Raw genomic sequence first — 16,497 nt, forward strand, 5'->3', positions numbered from 1 at the left:
AGAAGTAACTGTTCGTGGGCAGTCATCTATCTTTCGATAATGCCGGGATCCGTAGCCAGCTTCTTCATGAGTTAATGCCAGAATGTTATTTGGCCAGGACCTATCCTTTGCTTACTGTCGCGCTACACCTGAATGCGATGGGATTTAGTGGTGACTGTCTACCTGGATACGCGGCATCGCCGCCTGGTGAAATTACTCGCGCGAACCTTCATGGCCCGTAGCGAATGGCCTACCTGGATTTTGCTGATCGGTGTCTACGGCAGTTGGCTGGGCCTGATCGCCGCCTGGCCGCTGCTGGGCTACTGGACGCTGCCACCGTTGATCCTGGTGGTGGTACTCCAGCAATCCCTGCAGCACGAATTGATTCATGGCCACCCCACACCCTGGCCGCGAATCAATGCCGCGCTGGCCTATCCGCCGCTCGGGCTGTGGTTTCCCTATCCGCTCTATCGCGACAGCCATCTGGCCCATCATCGCCGCGAACATCTCACCGACCCGACTCTCGATCCCGAAAGTCGCTATGTCGACGGCGAGCTCTGGGAGCGCAGGGGAACGACCGGACGTGGACTGCTTTGGCTGGACAAGACCTTGATCGGCCGGATCCTGATCGGGCCGCTGCTGGCGCTGCACGGGATGGTCGGGCACGAAGTCCGTCGCTGGCGCCAGGGCGAGCAGGGCGTGCTGCGCGTGTGGCTGGTCCACCTGGGATGGGTCGCCGCGCTGCTCACGAGCATCCAGCACTTCTCCGGCATGCCGCTATTGGTCTACGTCCTGGGGATCGCCTGGCCCGCCCTGGCACTGGCCTTGGTCAGGTCCTTCTACGAACACCGCCCCGCGCAGGACCCGGCACAGCGCTGTGTGCTCAATGAAAGCGCTGGGGCGTTGCGCCTGCTGTTCCTCAACAACACCTTGCATCTCGTCCACCATGACCTGCCTGGCTTGCCCTGGTATCTCATCCCGCGGGTCTATCGGGCGAGACGTAGCGCCTATCGAGTGCGCAGCGGTGACTTCGTCTTCTCGGGCTTTCTCGAACTGGGACGACGCTTCGCCTGGCGGGCCGTGGATGCCCCCGTGCACCCCAGTGCGAAAGTCTCACGGGGCGAGCGGGCCGGCGGCGAGCGTCCCTGCGTGCATTGCCTCCCATGGTAATACCACCCCTATAGTCGCTGAGTTCTCCTGGTCCGGCTCCCTGCCTCTTTCAGTCGCCAAGAGGGCAGGGCGTTGCCGCCTGCCTGTCCGGACCTTTGCTAGAGTGCCAGGCTTGGTCCGGGTTGCGAGGGGTGACAGGTGCAGGAATCGACGTTCGAGGTGATCGTGCTGGGGCTGGGCGCCATGGGAGCGGCCAGCCTGTATCAGCTGGCCAAGCGCGGCGTGAGGGTCGCGGGCATAGATCGCTTTGCGCCGCCCCATGAGCTGGGCTCCAGCCATGGGGCAACGCGCATCACGCGCCAGGCGGTGGGCGAGGGTGCCGCCTACGTCCCCTTGGCGCTGCGCTCTCATCAGCTATGGCGTGAACTGGAGGCGGAGCGAGGCGTGAGCCTGTTCGAGCAGTGCGGCGTGCTGATCATGACGGCGACGGCCACTGCCACGTCTCATCACGGGCGCCCGGATTTTACTCGGACCACCCTGGAGCTGGCGCGGCGCTACGGTATCGCCCACGAGGAGTGGGACGGCCCCACCATTCGCCAGCGCTTTCCACAGTTCCAGGTGGCGGACGACGCTCTCGGCTATTTCGAGCCTGGGGGCGGTTATCTCTACCCGGAAGCCTGTATCCAGGCCCAGTTGGACGGTGCCCTGGAGCGGGGCGCCCGGCTGTTCACCGACACCGTCATCGACCGCTTGGAGCAGGATGCCCATGGCGTGATCCTGCATTCGGCTCAGGGGCGCTGGCGTGCCAAGCGGGTAGTGGTTGCCGCCGGCATGTGGAGCGCCGAGCTGCTGGGAGCGCCTTTCGACAAGCTACTGCGCGTCTGTCGCCAGACCCTTCATTGGTTCGAAGTGGTCGAGCCCGAACGGTTTCCCGTTGACTCTCCCAGTTTCATCCTGGCCCATGGCAGCGGCGACAGCGATCTCTTCTACGGCTTTCCGCCCTTGCCCGGTGAAGGCTCGATGAAGGTGGCTACCGAACAATATGAAGATAATACCACCCCTGTAGGAATTGATCGCTCACTTCATCCTGAAGAATCGAGCAGGCTGTTCAGTGATCAAGTGGAAAGGTGGATCGCCGGACTGGGGCCACGCGCCCTGCGCAGCGCGGTCTGTGCCTACACCGTGACACCGGATTTCGGCTTCATCGTCGATGAGCATCCGGCCATGCCCGGCGTGACCGTGGTCAGTGCCTGCTCCGGGCATGGCTTCAAGCATTCGGCGGCGCTGGGCGAGGCGCTGGCGCAACGAGTCACCGAAGGGCGCAGCGATCTCGACCTGAGCAGCTTCAGTCTGGCGCGGTTCGGCTAGCGACTGCGCACCGTCAGGGTCACCAGCCGCGTCACCACCAGGGCGATATACATGACGCCGGAGAACTGGCCCAGCATGACCAGCGAGCGCGCCATGGGGCGGATGGGATAGATATCGCTCAGGCCGACGCCGGAGAGGATCGCGAAGCTGACGTAGAGCAATTCCGTCCAGGTCCGCGCGTCCATGGGGTCGTTGGCGGCGGTGAAGCTGTGCGGCTGCAGGATCTGGCAGGCCGAGTAGGCGTGGGCGAAGGCCCAGGCCAGCAGGGTGAAGGTCGCGCCGACGGCGAAGAGTTCATCGGTAGTCGCGCGCTGGTCTTCCATCATGTAGGCGATGAGGCTGCCCGCCGCATAGAAGTAGAAGACCGCATCGAGGATCGCGAGGGACACTATCAGCTGGGTGTTGCCGTGCCATTCGACCAGCACCGTCAGCACCAGGATGCAGCCGGCGAGAATGAAGCCTAGCCATTGGATGGTCGGACTGCGACGCACCATGCGCAAGGCGGTGGCCAGGACGATGATGCCGAAGGCGCCGATGAGGGCGCGGCCATGCTCTTCCTGTTCCACCAGCGGATAGAGGAGCAGGCCGAGCAGCTGGATGAACAGCAGGTTGGCGGAGGGGTAGCGGACCAGGTAGTGCAGCGGGGTTTTCATCGGAGCTCGGTGACAGGTCGGAGGGCGCAAGCGTAGCGGTTGGTGAGGGGAGCCGCCACGGGCAACGTCCCTGCCCATGGCGTAACGCTCAGTTGCCTTTGCGGCGCGTGACCGGCAGCAGAATGGTGAGCACGCCCAGCAGCGGCATGTAGGAGCACAGCTGGTAGACGTATTCGATGCCGCGGTGGTCCGCCAGGTTGCCCAGGCCCGCCGCGGCGATGGCGCTGACGCCGAACATCAGGCCGAAGAAGACCCCGGCGATCATGCCCACGTTGCCCGGCACCAGTTCCTGGGCATAGACCACGATGGCGGAAAAGGCCGAGGCCAGGACGAAGCCGATGATCACGCTGAGGACACTGGTCCAGAACAGGTCCACGTAGGGCAGGGCGAGGGTGAAGGGCGCCGCCCCGAGGATGGAGAACCAGATGACCGCCTTGCGACCGATGCGATCGCCGATGGGGCCGCCCAGGAAGGTCCCGGCCGCCACCGCTCCGAGAAAGAGAAACAGGTGCAGTTGGGAGCTGGCTACCGACAGACCGAAGCGCTCGATGAGATAGAAGGTGAAGTAGCTGGTGATGCTGGCCATGTAGATGTACTTGGAGAATACCAGCAGCGCCAGTATGACCAATGCGAAGGTCACGCGACCGCGCGAGAGGCCGTGGCCCAGGTTCACCGGCTTGCGGCCCTTGGCGTTGCGCAGGTGGTTGCGATACCAGCGCGACAGCCCGTACTGCATGCCAATGGCGAAGAGCGCGAACAGGGCGAACCAGGCCACATGACTCTGGCCATAGGGAATGATGATCGCCGCCGCCAGTAGGGGGCCAATGGCCGTGCCGGCGTTGCCGCCCACCTGGAAGGTCGATTGGGCCAGACCGAAGCGACCACCCGAGGCCAGGCGCGCCACGCGTGAGGTTTCCGGGTGGAAGGTCGAGGAGCCGACTCCGATCAGGGCGGAGGCGGCAAGTATCGCCGGAAAGCTGCCGACGAAGGCGAGCAGCAGAACACCGAACAGGGTGCAGACCATGCCGGCGGGCAGCAAATAGGGCTTCGGGTAGCGATCGGTATGGAAGCCGATCCAGGGTTGCAGCAGCGAGGCGGTGATCTGGAACGCCAGGGTGATCAAGCCGATTTGGGTAAAAGTCAGATCATAGCTGTCCTTGAGCATCGGATAGATCGACGGCAGGACGGACTGGATAAGGTCGTTGACGAGGTGGGCGAGCGCGCAGGAAGCGAGGATCCCCATCACCAGAGGCGAGGCTCCGGAGGTGGCGGAGAGGGGTGTTTCGCCGGGTGCCGCCGGGGTGGCAGAGGAGACGGCCATGCAGGTATTACCCTTATTATTTATGTACAGCCACTCACTGTGGCATTCTGTCGACTCCGAATCCAGTGCTAGTTACCGGATATTTCCGGCGGCCGATCACGCGGATCCGGGTCTTGTGGCACGCTACGGTGCTGCTGGCTCTGACCAATCCTGTTCACGCCTTTCGCAACGGCATATCCCATGACTGTTAAAGATCCACTGCTCCTCGACCAGCAACTGTGCTTCTCCCTGTACTCGGCTTCGCTCGCCATGACGCAGCTCTATAAGCCATTACTGGAGAGCATGGGGCTCACCTTCCCTCAATACCTGATCATGCTCGTGCTGTGGGAGCATGACGGTTTGACGCTCAAGGAGCTGTCCAATCGGCTGCGCCAGGATTCGGGAGCCCTGACCCCGGTGGTCAAGCGCCTCGAAGCCGCCGGCCTGGTCACGCGCCGCCGCAGCACCGAAGACGAGCGCAACCTGTCGATCGAACTCACCCCTGCCGGTCGTGGCCTGCGTGATCAGGCCAATGGGGTCAACGGGCGGGTACGGGAAGTCTGCGCCCTGGGCGATGCCGGCCTGGACGACCTGCGGGAGACCCTGATCATGCTGCGTAGTCGGCTGGACGAAGAAGGCGCGACCCGTTCCTGAACCAACCGCGGGGTGGCGGTTCCCATGGCTACAGTCGCCGAGGAAATCGTATGACCTTCACCTACCAGCCTGACCAAGACTACTTGCTCGTCGATCTCGCCAGCGGTCGTACCGCCGGCAAGCTGTTGCAGGGGGAACTGCACATCGCCGAGGGCTGCCAGGACGAGGATCCGCGAACCTATGCGCGGCTGCTTGGCGAGGAACTGCGCAGTACCCTGGGCGACGTGGTCGGCCAGCGCGAGGGCGATATCCTCACCCTGCGCCGCACCGGTATCCAGTTGCGGCTGGTGCCCCGGGAAGTCGCCTGTGATTAGCCGGGTTTTCCGTGCCGTCCGAACAGCGCCTTGAACAGCCAGGCGACCAACGCCACGTTGATCAGTGCCAGCAGGCACAGCAGCCCCAGTACCGCCTGGGTGCCGTAGTGCTCCAGTACATAGCCGCAGATCAGCGGTGTCGCTGCCTGCCCCAGTAGCGCGGGGCGCGCCATTCGCCCCAGCACCTGGGCATATTCAGCCGGGCTCCAGAGCACCAGTGGCAGGGTGCCGCGAATGATCGCCCGCAGCCCATTGCCCGCCCCGAAAATCACCAGGCCGACCACCGTGACCCAGGCGATGGCGGGTCCCAGGGTCACCAACAGCAGTCCACAGGCCGTGCAGACCACCGATGCCAGGGCGGTCCAGAGTGGATGACTGTTGCGGTTGAGCAGATCGATGACGCGGGAGGCCACCTGGCTCGGACCCAGGCAGGCACTCAGCGCCACGGCGCTGGCCAGGCCATAGCCCAGGCCCTGCAGCAGCGTGATCAACTGGATGGAAATCGCCGTCATCAGGACGGCGCCCAGGGTGAACAGGGCGGTGAGTACCCCATAGAGGGCGCGATTCACCGGCGCCACTGGTTGCTCTTGATTCGCCGGAGACACCTTCCGGGTCGTCGCGGGTGCGGGCAGGGCGTACCGGTACAGCGGCGCGACCGTCAGCAGCAGGACCGTGGCATAGGTGAGGCAGGCGCCGCGCCACCCCAGATGGGTGACCAGCAAGGCGGCCAGCGGCCAGGTGATGGCGGTACAGAATCCGGACACCAGGGTGATGCCACTGATCGCCGCCCGGGCCTGGGCGCCGTAGCAGGTGCCCAGGGTGGCGAAGAGGGCATCGTACAGCCCGGCCGCCATGCCGATCCCCATGATCACCCAGGCCAGCACGAATACCGGCAACTGGTGAGCGCTGGCCATGAGCGCAAGACCACTGGCCACGATCACGCCACTCAGCGACAGCAGCGTGCGCCCGCGGTGGCGGGCGATCAGGCGGCCACAGGCTGGAGCCAGCAGGCCGGATACCAGCACGCCGAGGGAAAGCCCGCCATAGACCCACTGGCGCGACCACCCGGTGTCCCGCACCACCGGATCGGCCAGCACCGCGAGAATGAAGAAGGAGCCACCCCACACGAGGATCTGGGCGATACCGAGCAACAGGACCTGGCGCCTGGACGCCTTGGGTGTAGCGGAAGTCATGGCAATGAGGCTGCGCGAAAACGAGGGGCGGACGTTAGCGGTTGCCAAGGTCTGCTGCAATCATAAGACGTCATAATTCAGGCGCCATTTTGTAATCAAGCCGACATCTGCTCGTCCTAGGCTTCGACATACAACCGTCTTTTAGCAGTGGCGAACCATGCTCCGTCTCCTCACTCCTCTCCGTCGTTTATCGCGTCGTTCCTGGCTGAGATCACTCAGGACCGGCCCGCGGATGCTTTGCTCCTTCACCCTCGCTGCCATGCTGCTGGCCGGCCTCGGCACCTTCTCGCTGTGGGAAATGCAGCAACTGCGGCGCCAGGCACTGATCATGGAGCAGGATTGCCTGCCCAGCATCGCCATCGCCGATGCCCTGGCGGTCAACCTCGGCAAGTTGCGTAACCAAGCCTCGGTGGTGTTGCTCAACGCCGAGGACCCGGGTGCCGTGGCCATGACCAAGGTCACCCTGGAGCAGCTGGTGAACGAGACCGACCAACTGTTCCGCGACTATCAGCCGGTGATCAGTAATGCCACCGAGGGCGACTCGGTCAAGGCGCTGCACGCTGCCTACCAGCCCTTCGTGAGCGGACTGCGCAAGGAAGTGCAACTGATCGAGGAAAAACAGCTCGCGGCGGCGCGGGTCCAGCTGGACACCGTGGTTAACTTGCAGGGCGACCTGATGGACATGCAGGTCCAACTGCTACGTGAACTGAACAAGCAGAGCGCGGCCCAGGCCAAGGATCGGGCCGAAGCCCAATTCGTCCAGGCCCGTACCATCGTCTGGTCGGCCATCGGCGGGGCCATCGTGCTGCTGCTGCTCCTGGCCTGGCGCCTGACCCGTAGCGTGGTACAGCCGCTCCGGCAAGCGGTGGACATTTCCACCGGCATCGCGGCGGGCGATCTGCGGCAGAACATCCAAGCCCAGGGGCGCGACGAGGCGACCCAGTTGCTGCTGGCGCTGGAGCGCATGCAGGGCAATCTACGCGAGGTGCTGGCACATACCGGCAATGCGTCCGAGCAACTGGCGTCGGCCTCGACGCAGATGTGCGCGGTGATGGAAGAGAGTTGTCTCAACCTCGAGCGGCAGACCGCCGAGATCCAGCAAGCCGCAACGGCGGTCAACGAACTCAACCAGGCGGTGCAGGTGGTCTGCGAGCACGCGACGTCCACCTCGGAAGAGTCTCGTCGTTGTGTCCACCAGGCCTATGAGGGACAGGCGCAGGTCCAGGAGACCCTGGCCGCCATCACCCAGCTGGTGGGCAACGTCGACGAAGCGGCTGCCCAGGCGGAGCATCTGGCCGAACAGTCCCAGGGCATCAGCAAGATGCTCGATGTGATCCGCAACGTGGCCGAGCAGACCAATCTGCTGGCGCTCAACGCCGCCATCGAAGCGGCGCGCGCGGGTGAGGCCGGCAGGGGCTTCGCGGTCGTGGCGGACGAAGTCCGCGGCCTGGCGCGGCGTACCGGTGATTCGACCCGCGAGATCGAAGACCTGATCGGGGGGGTGCAGCAGGTGAGCCACAAGACCGCGGCGGCACTCGATCAGAGCCGTGCCCAGGCCAGCCAGACGCGCGACAAGGCCCAGGCCACCTGGCAGGTGCTCGAGGGCATCACCCAGGCCATCGCCGCCATCGAGCGACGTAACGATGCCATTTCCGCGGCGACCCAGCAGCAGACGGCAACCACCATAGAAGTCGACCGTAACCTGACGCTGATTCGCGACGCCGCGACCCAGACCTCCGCCGGGGCGCAACAGACCAGTGCCAGCAGCCAGCAACTCTCGAGTCTGGCCGCCGATCTGCACGGCACTCTGCAACGCTTCGTGGTCTGAAGCCGACCCCTGGGCGGACCAGGGGCCTCAGGCGGCCAGCATCACCCGGTCGCGGCCTTCCTGCTTACCCCGGTAGAGCGCCTGGTCAGCGCGCTCCAGGGCGCTGGCGAAGGCCTCGCAGTTGCGGATCTCGCAGACCGCCAGGGTCGCCGTGACCCGTGCCGGCCCGCGTTCGAGGGCTTGGGTCACCTCGGTGAGGCGTTGCCGGATGCGCTCCGCGACCGTCCAGGCCACGCTGGTCGGTGCGCTGGGCAACAGGACGAGGAATTCCTCGCCACCCCAGCGCGCGGCAAGATCCGATTGCCGGACCTCGCGGCGGATGACATCAGCGATCCCTTGTAGCACCAGATCGCCGCAGTCATGGCCGAAGCGATCATTGATGTGCTTGAAATGATCGATGTCGAACAGGATGAGACTGCCGTTCAGGCATTGGCCGTTGACTGACCGGTCGAGGATGCGCCGCCGGTTGTACAGATTGGTGAGGCTGTCATGGCTGGCGGAGTGCAACAGGTCCAGCTGCATCTTGGTGCTGTGGTGGAAGGACGCGCCGGTACCATACAGGAGCAGCAGCAGGGCGCAGATGATATTGCTGGTGCCGAAGAGGTGCAGGACCCAGGGCGAAAGCCCTGCCGCGGGGTGCAGCAGGTAGCCGCCGGCCAGGGTGACCAGGATGGCGATGACCAGCAGCAGATGCCGTTTGGGCGCGGTACGGTAGTTGTAGATGACGATGGGCAGGATGCACAGCATGTAGTAATGAAAGTTACTGTCCCAGCCGAGCTGCCAGGTGGCCAGCCAGGCGTGGGCGACGATTTCGCTGCACATGGTGAGGCTCGCGGCCCGATAGCGGCGGCGGCGCAGGGCGGCCAGGCACCCCAGGTACATCGAGACGCTGAGCACATTGGCCCAGACCATCAGGGTCTTGTCGAGCAGGACGAAGACGGTCAGCAGGACCAGGTGAATCGCCATGGCCGATTGCACCACGGGTTTGGCGACGCACCAGAACTGTTCCAGGGAATCTTCCAGGGCCTGGTCACGATCGCGGGAGGAAAGAACACTCATCAAGGGATCCGTTAAGCTACATTGCGCCAACAATAAACGCGCTAATAGTAAGCTTAATGGCAAACGGCCAGCCTGGCCAATCCTCCGGTCGAGCGGAGCGGAAGCAGTGCCCAATGGATCACCAGGCGGGACGACCCGTCGGTCACCTTTGGAGATCGCGAGTACTCCCAGCCCGTATGGCCCGTCACCACGCTGCTCGGTCGACACAGGCCGAGCGATCCACGGCGTTTCGCCGAAGCCACTGAGCTGTACTGCGGGCTGCTGCTCCTGGATTCCGGGTGGGCAGGCTCACAGTCTTGATCGGTCCTTACTGGGCATTCGTCCTGTTGTCGTCGCCTGCTAACCAGGAAACACTCGGGACACAACAACGGAGAATCGCCCATGAAGATCGTCATCGCCCCGGATTCATTCAAGGAAAGTCTCTCTGCCGCCGGCGTGGCCAGCGCCCTGACCCGCGGCCTGCGCCAGGCCCTGCCGCAGGCCGAGCTGGTCGAATGCCCGCTGGGCGACGGCGGTGAAGGCACCCTGGACGCCGTACTGGCCGCCACCGGGGGCGAGGTACGGCAGGCGCAGGTGACCGGGCCCCTGGGCGGGTCGGTAGAAGCTCGCTGGGGTTGGCTGGCCGAGCAGCGCACCGCCTTCGTCGAGATGGCCAGCGCCAGTGGCCTGGAGTTGGTACCCAAGGCCCGTCGTGAGGTGCTGGTGGCTACCTCTCGCGGCACTGGCGAGTTACTGCGAGCGGCGCTGGATGAGGGGGCCGAACGCCTGGTGCTGGCCATCGGTGGCAGCGCCACCAACGATGGCGGCGCGGGGCTGCTGCAGGCCCTGGGTGTACGGCTGCTGGACGAACACGAGAAGGAGCTGACGCCTGGTGGTGCGGCCCTGGCCAAGCTGGCTCGGATCGAACTAACGGACCTGCATCCCCGGCTGGCGGAGGTAGAGGTAGTTATCGCCGCCGACGTCGACAATCCCCTCTGCGGCCCCCAAGGGGCCAGTCACATCTTCGGCCCGCAGAAGGGCGCCTCACCCGCGCAGGTCCGCCAGCTCGATGAGGCCCTGGCGCATTTCGCGGCAATCACCGCGGCTACCCTGGGACGTGACGCCAAGGACCAGCCGGGCGCGGGTGCCGCTGGCGGCGTGGGTTTCGCCGCCCTGGCGTTTCTCCAGGCGACCTTCCGCCCCGGTATCGAGGTGGTGGCCGAACTGGTGGGGCTGGAGGCGGCGCTGCAGGGTGCCGACCTGGCGCTGACCGGGGAAGGGCGGTTGGACGGCCAGACCCTGAGAGGCAAGACGCCCGCCGGCGTACTGCGCCTGGCTCGCCGCCACGGCGTGCCGGTGGTAGCCGTGGCGGGTTCGCTGGGTGACGGGTACGAGGCTCTCTACGAGCAGGGCCTAGCGGCCGCCTTCAGCCTGGTCCCTGGGCCGCTCAGCCTGGAGGAGGCGCTGACCCAGGCCGAGGTATTGCTGGAGCGAACCGCCCGCGATATCGGTCGGCTCTGGGGAATGGCCAGACGCTGAAGCCAGAGCCTTTGGCTACGGGGCTGCCCGCCTTTCGCGGCTGGCAGGGCCGCGGGATTTGCCGCATGCTAGGCGTCCCGCTCCCGACCGACTGCCGCGATGATCCCGTCTGCCATCCTGCGTAACGGCCTGTTGTCCGCCTTGCTGCTGCTTGGGCCGCTGTGTTCCGCTGAGGCCGCCATTCCCAGTCTCAAACCCGCCAACACCTGCGTGCGCAGCGCCTTCGTGCTGCGTTGCCAGGATCGGCAGGGCGGTTGGTACGGGGTGGCGGTGCAGGGCAACGACACCCTGATGCGCGGTTTCGATCCGGTCTCCGGCCTGACCTGGGCCCAGACCAGTACCCGGCTGGGGCGGCTGCAGTTCTTCAGTGGTCTCACCAGCGATGGCCAGGTCTGGCTGGGTCGCACCCGTCAACTGGGCTGGAACGTGATCAGCCGCTTCTCCACGTCCCAGGGCGACCGCGCCCGCACCAGTTGCAACCGCGTCGCCGGGTGCGAGTGGCGTTAGGCGAGTGCCTGTTCGTCCAGCAACACCCGATTGCGTCCAGCATGCTTGGCGCGATAGAGCGCGGCGTCGGCGCGGGCCAGGGTGGCGGACCAGGAGTCGCCTGGCCGGAGCAGGGCGATGCCGAAGCTGGCGCTTACCTGGTCGAGTTGCGGATGGCTGGCGGTGAAGCGGCTCGGCACCCCGGCACGCAGGGCATCGATCAGGCGGTAGGCAGCGTCTCCACTGAAGCCGGGCAGCAGCAGGACGAATTCCTCGCCACCCAGGCGGCCGGCCACCCCCTGGCTGCCCAGTTCTTCGCGCAGATGCTGGGCGAAGCGGCGCAGTACGTCGTCCCCGGCAGCATGGCCGAGGCGGTCGTTGATCGACTTGAAATGATCGAGGTCGGCGATGGCTACCGCCAGCGGTTGTTGCCGCGCCGCGCCTGATAGCAGCTCCTCGGCCCGCTCCTCCAGTCCGCGCCGGTTGAGCAGGCCGGTGAGGGCATCGGTACGGGCCTGGCGGCGCAATTCGGCGGCGAGATCGGCCGATACGATCAACAGCGTCAGGATGCCACTGCCGATCATGCCCGTCGGCGTCCCGATCGACAGCACGATGATGAAGACCTGGTTGCCTACTTCACCACCCGGTCGCGCCAGCCAGGCGGTGATGCCGACACTGACGATGTACAGGCCGTAGAGCAGCAGGTAGCCCTGCAGGATGCGCGCGGTACCCCGGGTACGGCGCAGGGTCGCGAGCACGATGGCGATCATCAGGGCATCGACCGCAGCGGTGCCGATCCGCGAGAAGGTGCGCCATTCCGCGAGCTGGCCGTACCAGACGGCGGTGATCACCAGCAGGGAGCCGAGCCAGCAGCCGATGACCAGGCGGCTGTCGCGCCTGACCCGCAGGCGGAAGCCCCAGGCCAGGAGGGCGAAACTGGCAATGGAGGCATGGCAGGCCAGCATGGCGAGCAGCCCTTGCTGGGCGACCCACAGGCCACCGGCGATGCGCAGGCCGTGGCCAACGGCGGCGGCCATGAACGACAGGGCCCAGAGCGCCACGTGCCGCTGCAAGCCGAACTCGCGCCAGGCGACGAGCAGGCCGGCACCGAACAACAGGCTGATGACCACGATGCTGGAAGAGGTAACAAGCGTGTAAAGCATGACGAGACCGTGCGTTGGTGTTCGCTATTCAGATTAATCCTACAAATGACCAGAACCGTCCCGCGACTGACCGAGCGGTGCCGGGCGGTGGGCAGGCGGCCAGCGCTCTTTATCGAGCGCCTCGGTCGCCAGTCCCAGGGCACCTCAACGGCGCCCCGAGGGCTTGGATAGGGCGCTGACGGGCGCAGGCCGCGCGCCGTTCAGTCCCTGGGCGCCGCCACCTTGCGGATGGCCACGCGGCGTGGCTTGAGGCCGTTGCCTGGCGTAGCGGGCTCCGCCACGGGCTGCAGCCTGGCGCGGGCGGCGTGCAGCTTCTTGTAGCTCTCGATCAGCCGTAGGTGCCGGTCGAGGCCTTCCAGTTTCAGGCTGGTGGGCGTCAGGCCGTGGAAGCGCAGGCTGCCGTCGACCGAGCCCAGCACCGCGTCCATCCGCGCGTTGCCGAACATGCGGCGGAAGTTGGTCTCGTAGTCGGCGATCTGCAGCTCGTCGTCCAGCTCGACTTCCAGCACGGCGTTCAGCGCCTGGTAGAACAGGCCGCGCTCGACGGTGTTGTCGTTGTACTGCAGGAAGGCCTCCACCAGCTCCTTGGCGTCTTCCAGGCGCTGCAGGGCGAGGTTGATCAGCAGCTTGAGTTCCAGCAGGGTGAGCTGGCCCCAAACGGTGTTTTCGTCGAATTCGACGCCGATCAGGGTGGTGATGTCGGTGTAGGCATCCACCTCGCTCTCTTCCAGGCGTTCGAGCAGCGCGGCGAGCGCGCCGTCGTCCAGGCGATGGAGGTTGAGGATGTCCGCACGGAAGGCCAGCGCCTTGTTGGTGTTGTCCCAGATCAGGTCGTCGATCGGATAGATTTCCGAATAACCCGGCACCAGGATGCGGCAGGCCGGTACGCCCAGGTGCTGGTACACCGCCTGGTAGACCTCCTTGCCTTGGGCCGCCAGCAGGCCGAATAGCGTCGCCGCTTCCTGGGCGTTGGCGTCTTCCCCCTGGCTGGTGAAATCCCAGTCGACGAAGGCGAAGTCGGCCTTGGCGCTGAAGAAGCGCCAGGACACCAGGCCGCTGGAATCGATGAAGTGCTCGACGAAGTTGTTCGGCTCGGTCACCGCCTGGCTTTCGAAGGTCGGCTGCGGTAGGTCGTTGAGGCCTTCGAAGCTGCGGCCCTGGAGCAGTTCGGTAAGGCTGCGCTCCAGCGCCACTTCCAGGCTCGGGTGCGCGCCGAAGGAGGCGAAGACGCCCCCGGTACGTGGATTCATCAGGGTCACGCACATCACTGGATAGCGACCTCCAAGGGAGGCGTCCTTCACCAGGACCGGGAAGCCTTGTTCCTCCAGCCCCTGGATGCCGGCGACGATGCCGGGATAGCGCGCCAGCACCTCCGCGGGTACGTCGGGCAGGCAGAGTTCGCCCTCGAGGATTTCCCGCTTCACCGCGCGTTCGAAGATCTCCGACAGGCACTGTACCTGGGCTTCGGCCAGGGTGTTGCCCGCGCTCATGCCGTTGCTGAGGTAGAGGTTCTCGATCAGGTTGGAGGGGAAGTACACCACCTTGCCATCGGACTGGCGCACGAAGGGCAGGGCGCAGATGCCGCGCGCCACGTTGCCGGAATTGGTGTCGTGAAGGTGCGAACCGCGCAGCTCGCCGTCCGGGTTGTAGATCGCCAGGCAGTAGGGATCGAGGATGCCCAGCGGTAGCTCGTCCTGGCGACCCGGCTGGAACCAGCGTTCGTCCGGATAGTGCACGAAGGGCGCGTTGGCGATCTCCTCGCCCCAGTACTGGTCGTTGTAGAAGAAGTTGCAGTTCAGCCGCTCGAGGAACTCGCCCAGCGCTGAGGCCAGGGCGCTTTCCTTGGTCGCACCCTTGCCGTTGGTGAAGCACTGCGGCGACTGGGCATCGCGGATGTGCAGCGACCAGACGTTGGGCACGATGTTGCGCCAGGAGGCGATCTCGATCTTCATACCCAGGTCGGCGAGGATGCCCGACAGGGTGGCGATGGTCTGCTCCAGCGGCAGGTCCTTGCCCGGAATGTAGGTGCGGGTGTCGCCGTTGCCACTGGGCATCAGCAGCGCCTGGGCATCGGCGTCGAGATTGGCGACTTCCTCGATGACGAACTCGGGACCGGTCTGCACTACCTTCTTCACGGTGCAGCGGTCGATGGATCTCAGGATGCCCTGGCGATCCTTGGCGGAGATATCGGCGGGCAGCTCCACCTGGATCTTGAAGATCTGCGCGTAGCGATTTTCCGGATCGACGATGTTGTTCTGCGACAGCCGGATGTTGTCGGTAGGGATGTTCCGCGTCTGGCAGTAGAGCTTGACGAAGTAGGCCGCGCAGAGCGCCGACGAGGCCAGGAAGTAGTCGAACGGACCGGGCGCGGAGCCGTCGCCCTTGTAGCGGATAGGCTGGTCGGCGACCACCGTGAAGTCGTCGAATTTGGCCTCGAGACGCAGGTTATCGAGGAAATTGACTTTGATTTCCATGCAGGATTACCACGAAGAAGAAAACGAACTGGCGGGTATTATCCGGACAATTCCCTTCTCGCGATATCGCAGCGTGCGCCTTAGCCCGCCGCGCCCCGGCCCGACGGTAGCGCCACCCGGTCGAGCGGCTGCCGGGCTTCGGGTAGAATCGCCGGCCCTCGGGCCGCTTGCCCGCTGCCAGTAGACAAGGAACCCGCCGTGCTTTCATCCCAGGTCATCATCATTGGCGCCGGTGCCGCCGGGATGCTGTGTGCCATGAGCGCCGCCGCGCGCGGTCGCCAGGTATTGCTGATCGACCACGCCAACAAGGCCGGCAAGAAGATCCTCATGTCCGGCGGCGGGCGCTGCAATTTCACCAATCTCTATGTCGAGCCGGCCAATTTCCTGTCGCAGAATGCGCACTTCTGCAAGTCGGCGCTGGCGCGTTTCACCCAATGGGATTTCATCGCCCTGGTGGCCAAGCACGGCGTGCCCTACCACGAGAAGAAGCTTGGCCAGCTGTTCTGCGATGGCAAGTCCAGCGACATCCTTCAGTTGCTGCTGGACGAATGCGCCCAGGCCAGGGTGGACCTGCGTCTGGATACCTCGGTGAACGAGATCGCCCGGCTCGACGAAGGTGGCTATCGACTGCAGACCAGCTTGGGCCCGCTGCGCTGCGAGTCCCTGGTGATCGCCACCGGTGGGCTGTCCATTCCGACCCTCGGTGCCACCGGCTTCGGCTATCAGATCGCTCGCCAGTTCGGGCACAGCGTGTTGCCGACCCGCGCCGGCCTGGTGCCCTTCACCCTGACCGATCCGCAGCTCAAGGGGCTGTGCGGCGAGCTGTCCGGTACCTCGGTGGAGGATTGCCGGGTGAGCTGCAACGGCCAGAGCTTCGTCGAGAACATCCTCTTCACCCATCGTGGCCTCAGCGGCCCGGCGATCCTGCAGATTTCGTCCTACTGGCAGCCCGGCGATACCGTCAGCATCGATTTGCTGCCGCACCTGGATCTACCTGTCTGGCTGGCCGAGCAGCAGCAGACGCGCCCCAACAGCGAATTGAAGACGCTGCTGGCCGAGCTGTTCACCAAGAAGATGGCCGGCCTGCTGGCGGACCTGTGGTTCACCTCCAAGCCGCTGAAGCAGTACACGCCGGGCGAGCTGAAGACCATCGCCGAACGCCTGAGCGACTGGCGCCTCGTGCCGGCGGGCACCGAGGGCTATCGCACCGCGGAGGTCACCCTGGGCGGCGTCGATACCCGCGAGGTGTCGTCCAAGACCATGGAATCGCTGAAATCGCCGGGGCTGTACTTCGTCGGCGAGGTGTTGGACGTCAGCGGCCACCTGGGTGGCTTCAACTTCCAGTGGGCCTGGGCCTCCGGCTACGCCGCCGCCCAGTACGTGTAGCGTCCCGCGCGA

Annotated in this window: 14 protein-coding genes; 8 read left to right on the plus strand and 6 right to left on the minus strand. The window is 65.3% G+C overall.

Going from position 1 to position 16,497, the window contains the following annotated elements:
• Positions 1–150 precede the first annotated feature (150 nt).
• Positions 151–1,149, plus strand: a complete 999-nt coding sequence (locus CCZ28_RS03515) for a fatty acid desaturase (protein WP_140215937.1) — start codon at positions 151–153, stop codon at positions 1,147–1,149.
• 138 nt (positions 1,150–1,287) lie between these two features.
• A complete protein-coding gene (gene solA, locus CCZ28_RS03520; protein ID WP_140215939.1) occupies positions 1,288–2,457 on the plus strand; it encodes an N-methyl-L-tryptophan oxidase in 1,170 nt (389 codons plus the stop codon).
• Here the strand turns inward: solA and CCZ28_RS03525 are convergent.
• Positions 2,454–3,110, minus strand: a complete 657-nt coding sequence (locus CCZ28_RS03525; RefSeq protein ID WP_140215941.1) for an ion channel — start codon at positions 3,108–3,110, stop codon at positions 2,454–2,456. The genes solA and CCZ28_RS03525 overlap by 4 nt on opposite strands.
• An 88-nt stretch (positions 3,111–3,198) precedes the next feature.
• Entirely contained in the window at positions 3,199–4,431 is a 1,233-nt protein-coding gene (locus tag CCZ28_RS03530; RefSeq protein WP_140215943.1) for an MFS transporter, read from the minus strand.
• A gap of 180 nt (positions 4,432–4,611) precedes the next feature.
• Between CCZ28_RS03530 and CCZ28_RS03535 the strand changes: the two genes are divergently transcribed.
• Together CCZ28_RS03535 and CCZ28_RS03540 are read left to right on the plus strand one after the other, a co-directional pair.
• Positions 4,612–5,064: a MarR family winged helix-turn-helix transcriptional regulator gene (locus tag CCZ28_RS03535; RefSeq protein WP_140215945.1), complete on the plus strand. Its 453-nt coding sequence runs from the start codon at positions 4,612–4,614 to the stop codon at positions 5,062–5,064.
• A 50-nt stretch (positions 5,065–5,114) separates the two neighbouring features.
• Entirely contained in the window at positions 5,115–5,378 is a 264-nt protein-coding gene (locus tag CCZ28_RS03540; protein ID WP_140215947.1) for a hypothetical protein, read from the plus strand.
• Here the strand turns inward: CCZ28_RS03540 and CCZ28_RS03545 are convergent.
• On the minus strand, positions 5,375–6,571 hold the full coding sequence (locus tag CCZ28_RS03545) for an MFS transporter (protein ID WP_140215949.1): 1,197 nt from the start codon (positions 6,569–6,571) through the stop codon (positions 5,375–5,377). The genes CCZ28_RS03540 and CCZ28_RS03545 overlap by 4 nt on opposite strands.
• 157 nt (positions 6,572–6,728) lie before the next feature.
• On the opposite strand from CCZ28_RS03545, the gene CCZ28_RS03550 reads away from it, so the two are divergent.
• Positions 6,729–8,399, plus strand: coding sequence for a methyl-accepting chemotaxis protein (locus CCZ28_RS03550; RefSeq protein ID WP_140215950.1), 1,671 nt, complete (start codon positions 6,729–6,731; stop codon positions 8,397–8,399).
• Between the two features lie 27 nt (positions 8,400–8,426).
• Here the strand turns inward: CCZ28_RS03550 and CCZ28_RS03555 are convergent, their stop codons facing one another.
• On the minus strand, positions 8,427–9,458 hold the full coding sequence (locus CCZ28_RS03555) for a GGDEF domain-containing protein (RefSeq protein ID WP_140215952.1): 1,032 nt from the start codon (positions 9,456–9,458) through the stop codon (positions 8,427–8,429).
• Between the two features lie 381 nt (positions 9,459–9,839).
• On the opposite strand from CCZ28_RS03555, the gene CCZ28_RS03560 reads away from it, so the two are divergent.
• Positions 9,840–10,976, plus strand: coding sequence for a glycerate kinase (locus tag CCZ28_RS03560; protein ID WP_140215954.1), 1,137 nt, complete (start codon positions 9,840–9,842; stop codon positions 10,974–10,976).
• 99 nt (positions 10,977–11,075) lie between these two features.
• Positions 11,076–11,483, plus strand: coding sequence for a hypothetical protein (locus CCZ28_RS03565; protein WP_140215956.1), 408 nt, complete (start codon positions 11,076–11,078; stop codon positions 11,481–11,483).
• On the opposite strand, the gene CCZ28_RS03570 is transcribed toward CCZ28_RS03565, so the two are convergent.
• Positions 11,480–12,625: a GGDEF domain-containing protein gene (locus CCZ28_RS03570; protein WP_140215958.1), complete on the minus strand. Its 1,146-nt coding sequence runs from the start codon at positions 12,623–12,625 to the stop codon at positions 11,480–11,482. The two genes, CCZ28_RS03565 and CCZ28_RS03570, sit on opposite strands and share 4 nt — an antisense overlap.
• Positions 12,626–12,825: 200 nt before the next feature.
• The gene (locus tag CCZ28_RS03575; protein WP_140215959.1) at positions 12,826–15,099 is read right to left on the minus strand and encodes an OsmC domain/YcaO domain-containing protein; all 2,274 of its coding nucleotides are present in this window, start codon (positions 15,097–15,099) and stop codon (positions 12,826–12,828) included.
• Between the two features lie 198 nt (positions 15,100–15,297).
• Between CCZ28_RS03575 and CCZ28_RS03580 the strand changes: the two genes are divergently transcribed.
• Positions 15,298–16,485 (plus strand): NAD(P)/FAD-dependent oxidoreductase, encoded by a 1,188-nt coding sequence (locus CCZ28_RS03580; RefSeq protein WP_140215961.1) that lies wholly within the window; start codon positions 15,298–15,300, stop codon positions 16,483–16,485.
• Positions 16,486–16,497: the final 12 nt, after the last annotated feature.

The organism is Pseudomonas oryzihabitans, from assembly GCF_006384975.1.
Taxonomy (GTDB): Bacteria; Pseudomonadota; Gammaproteobacteria; order Pseudomonadales; family Pseudomonadaceae; genus Chryseomonas; species Chryseomonas psychrotolerans_B.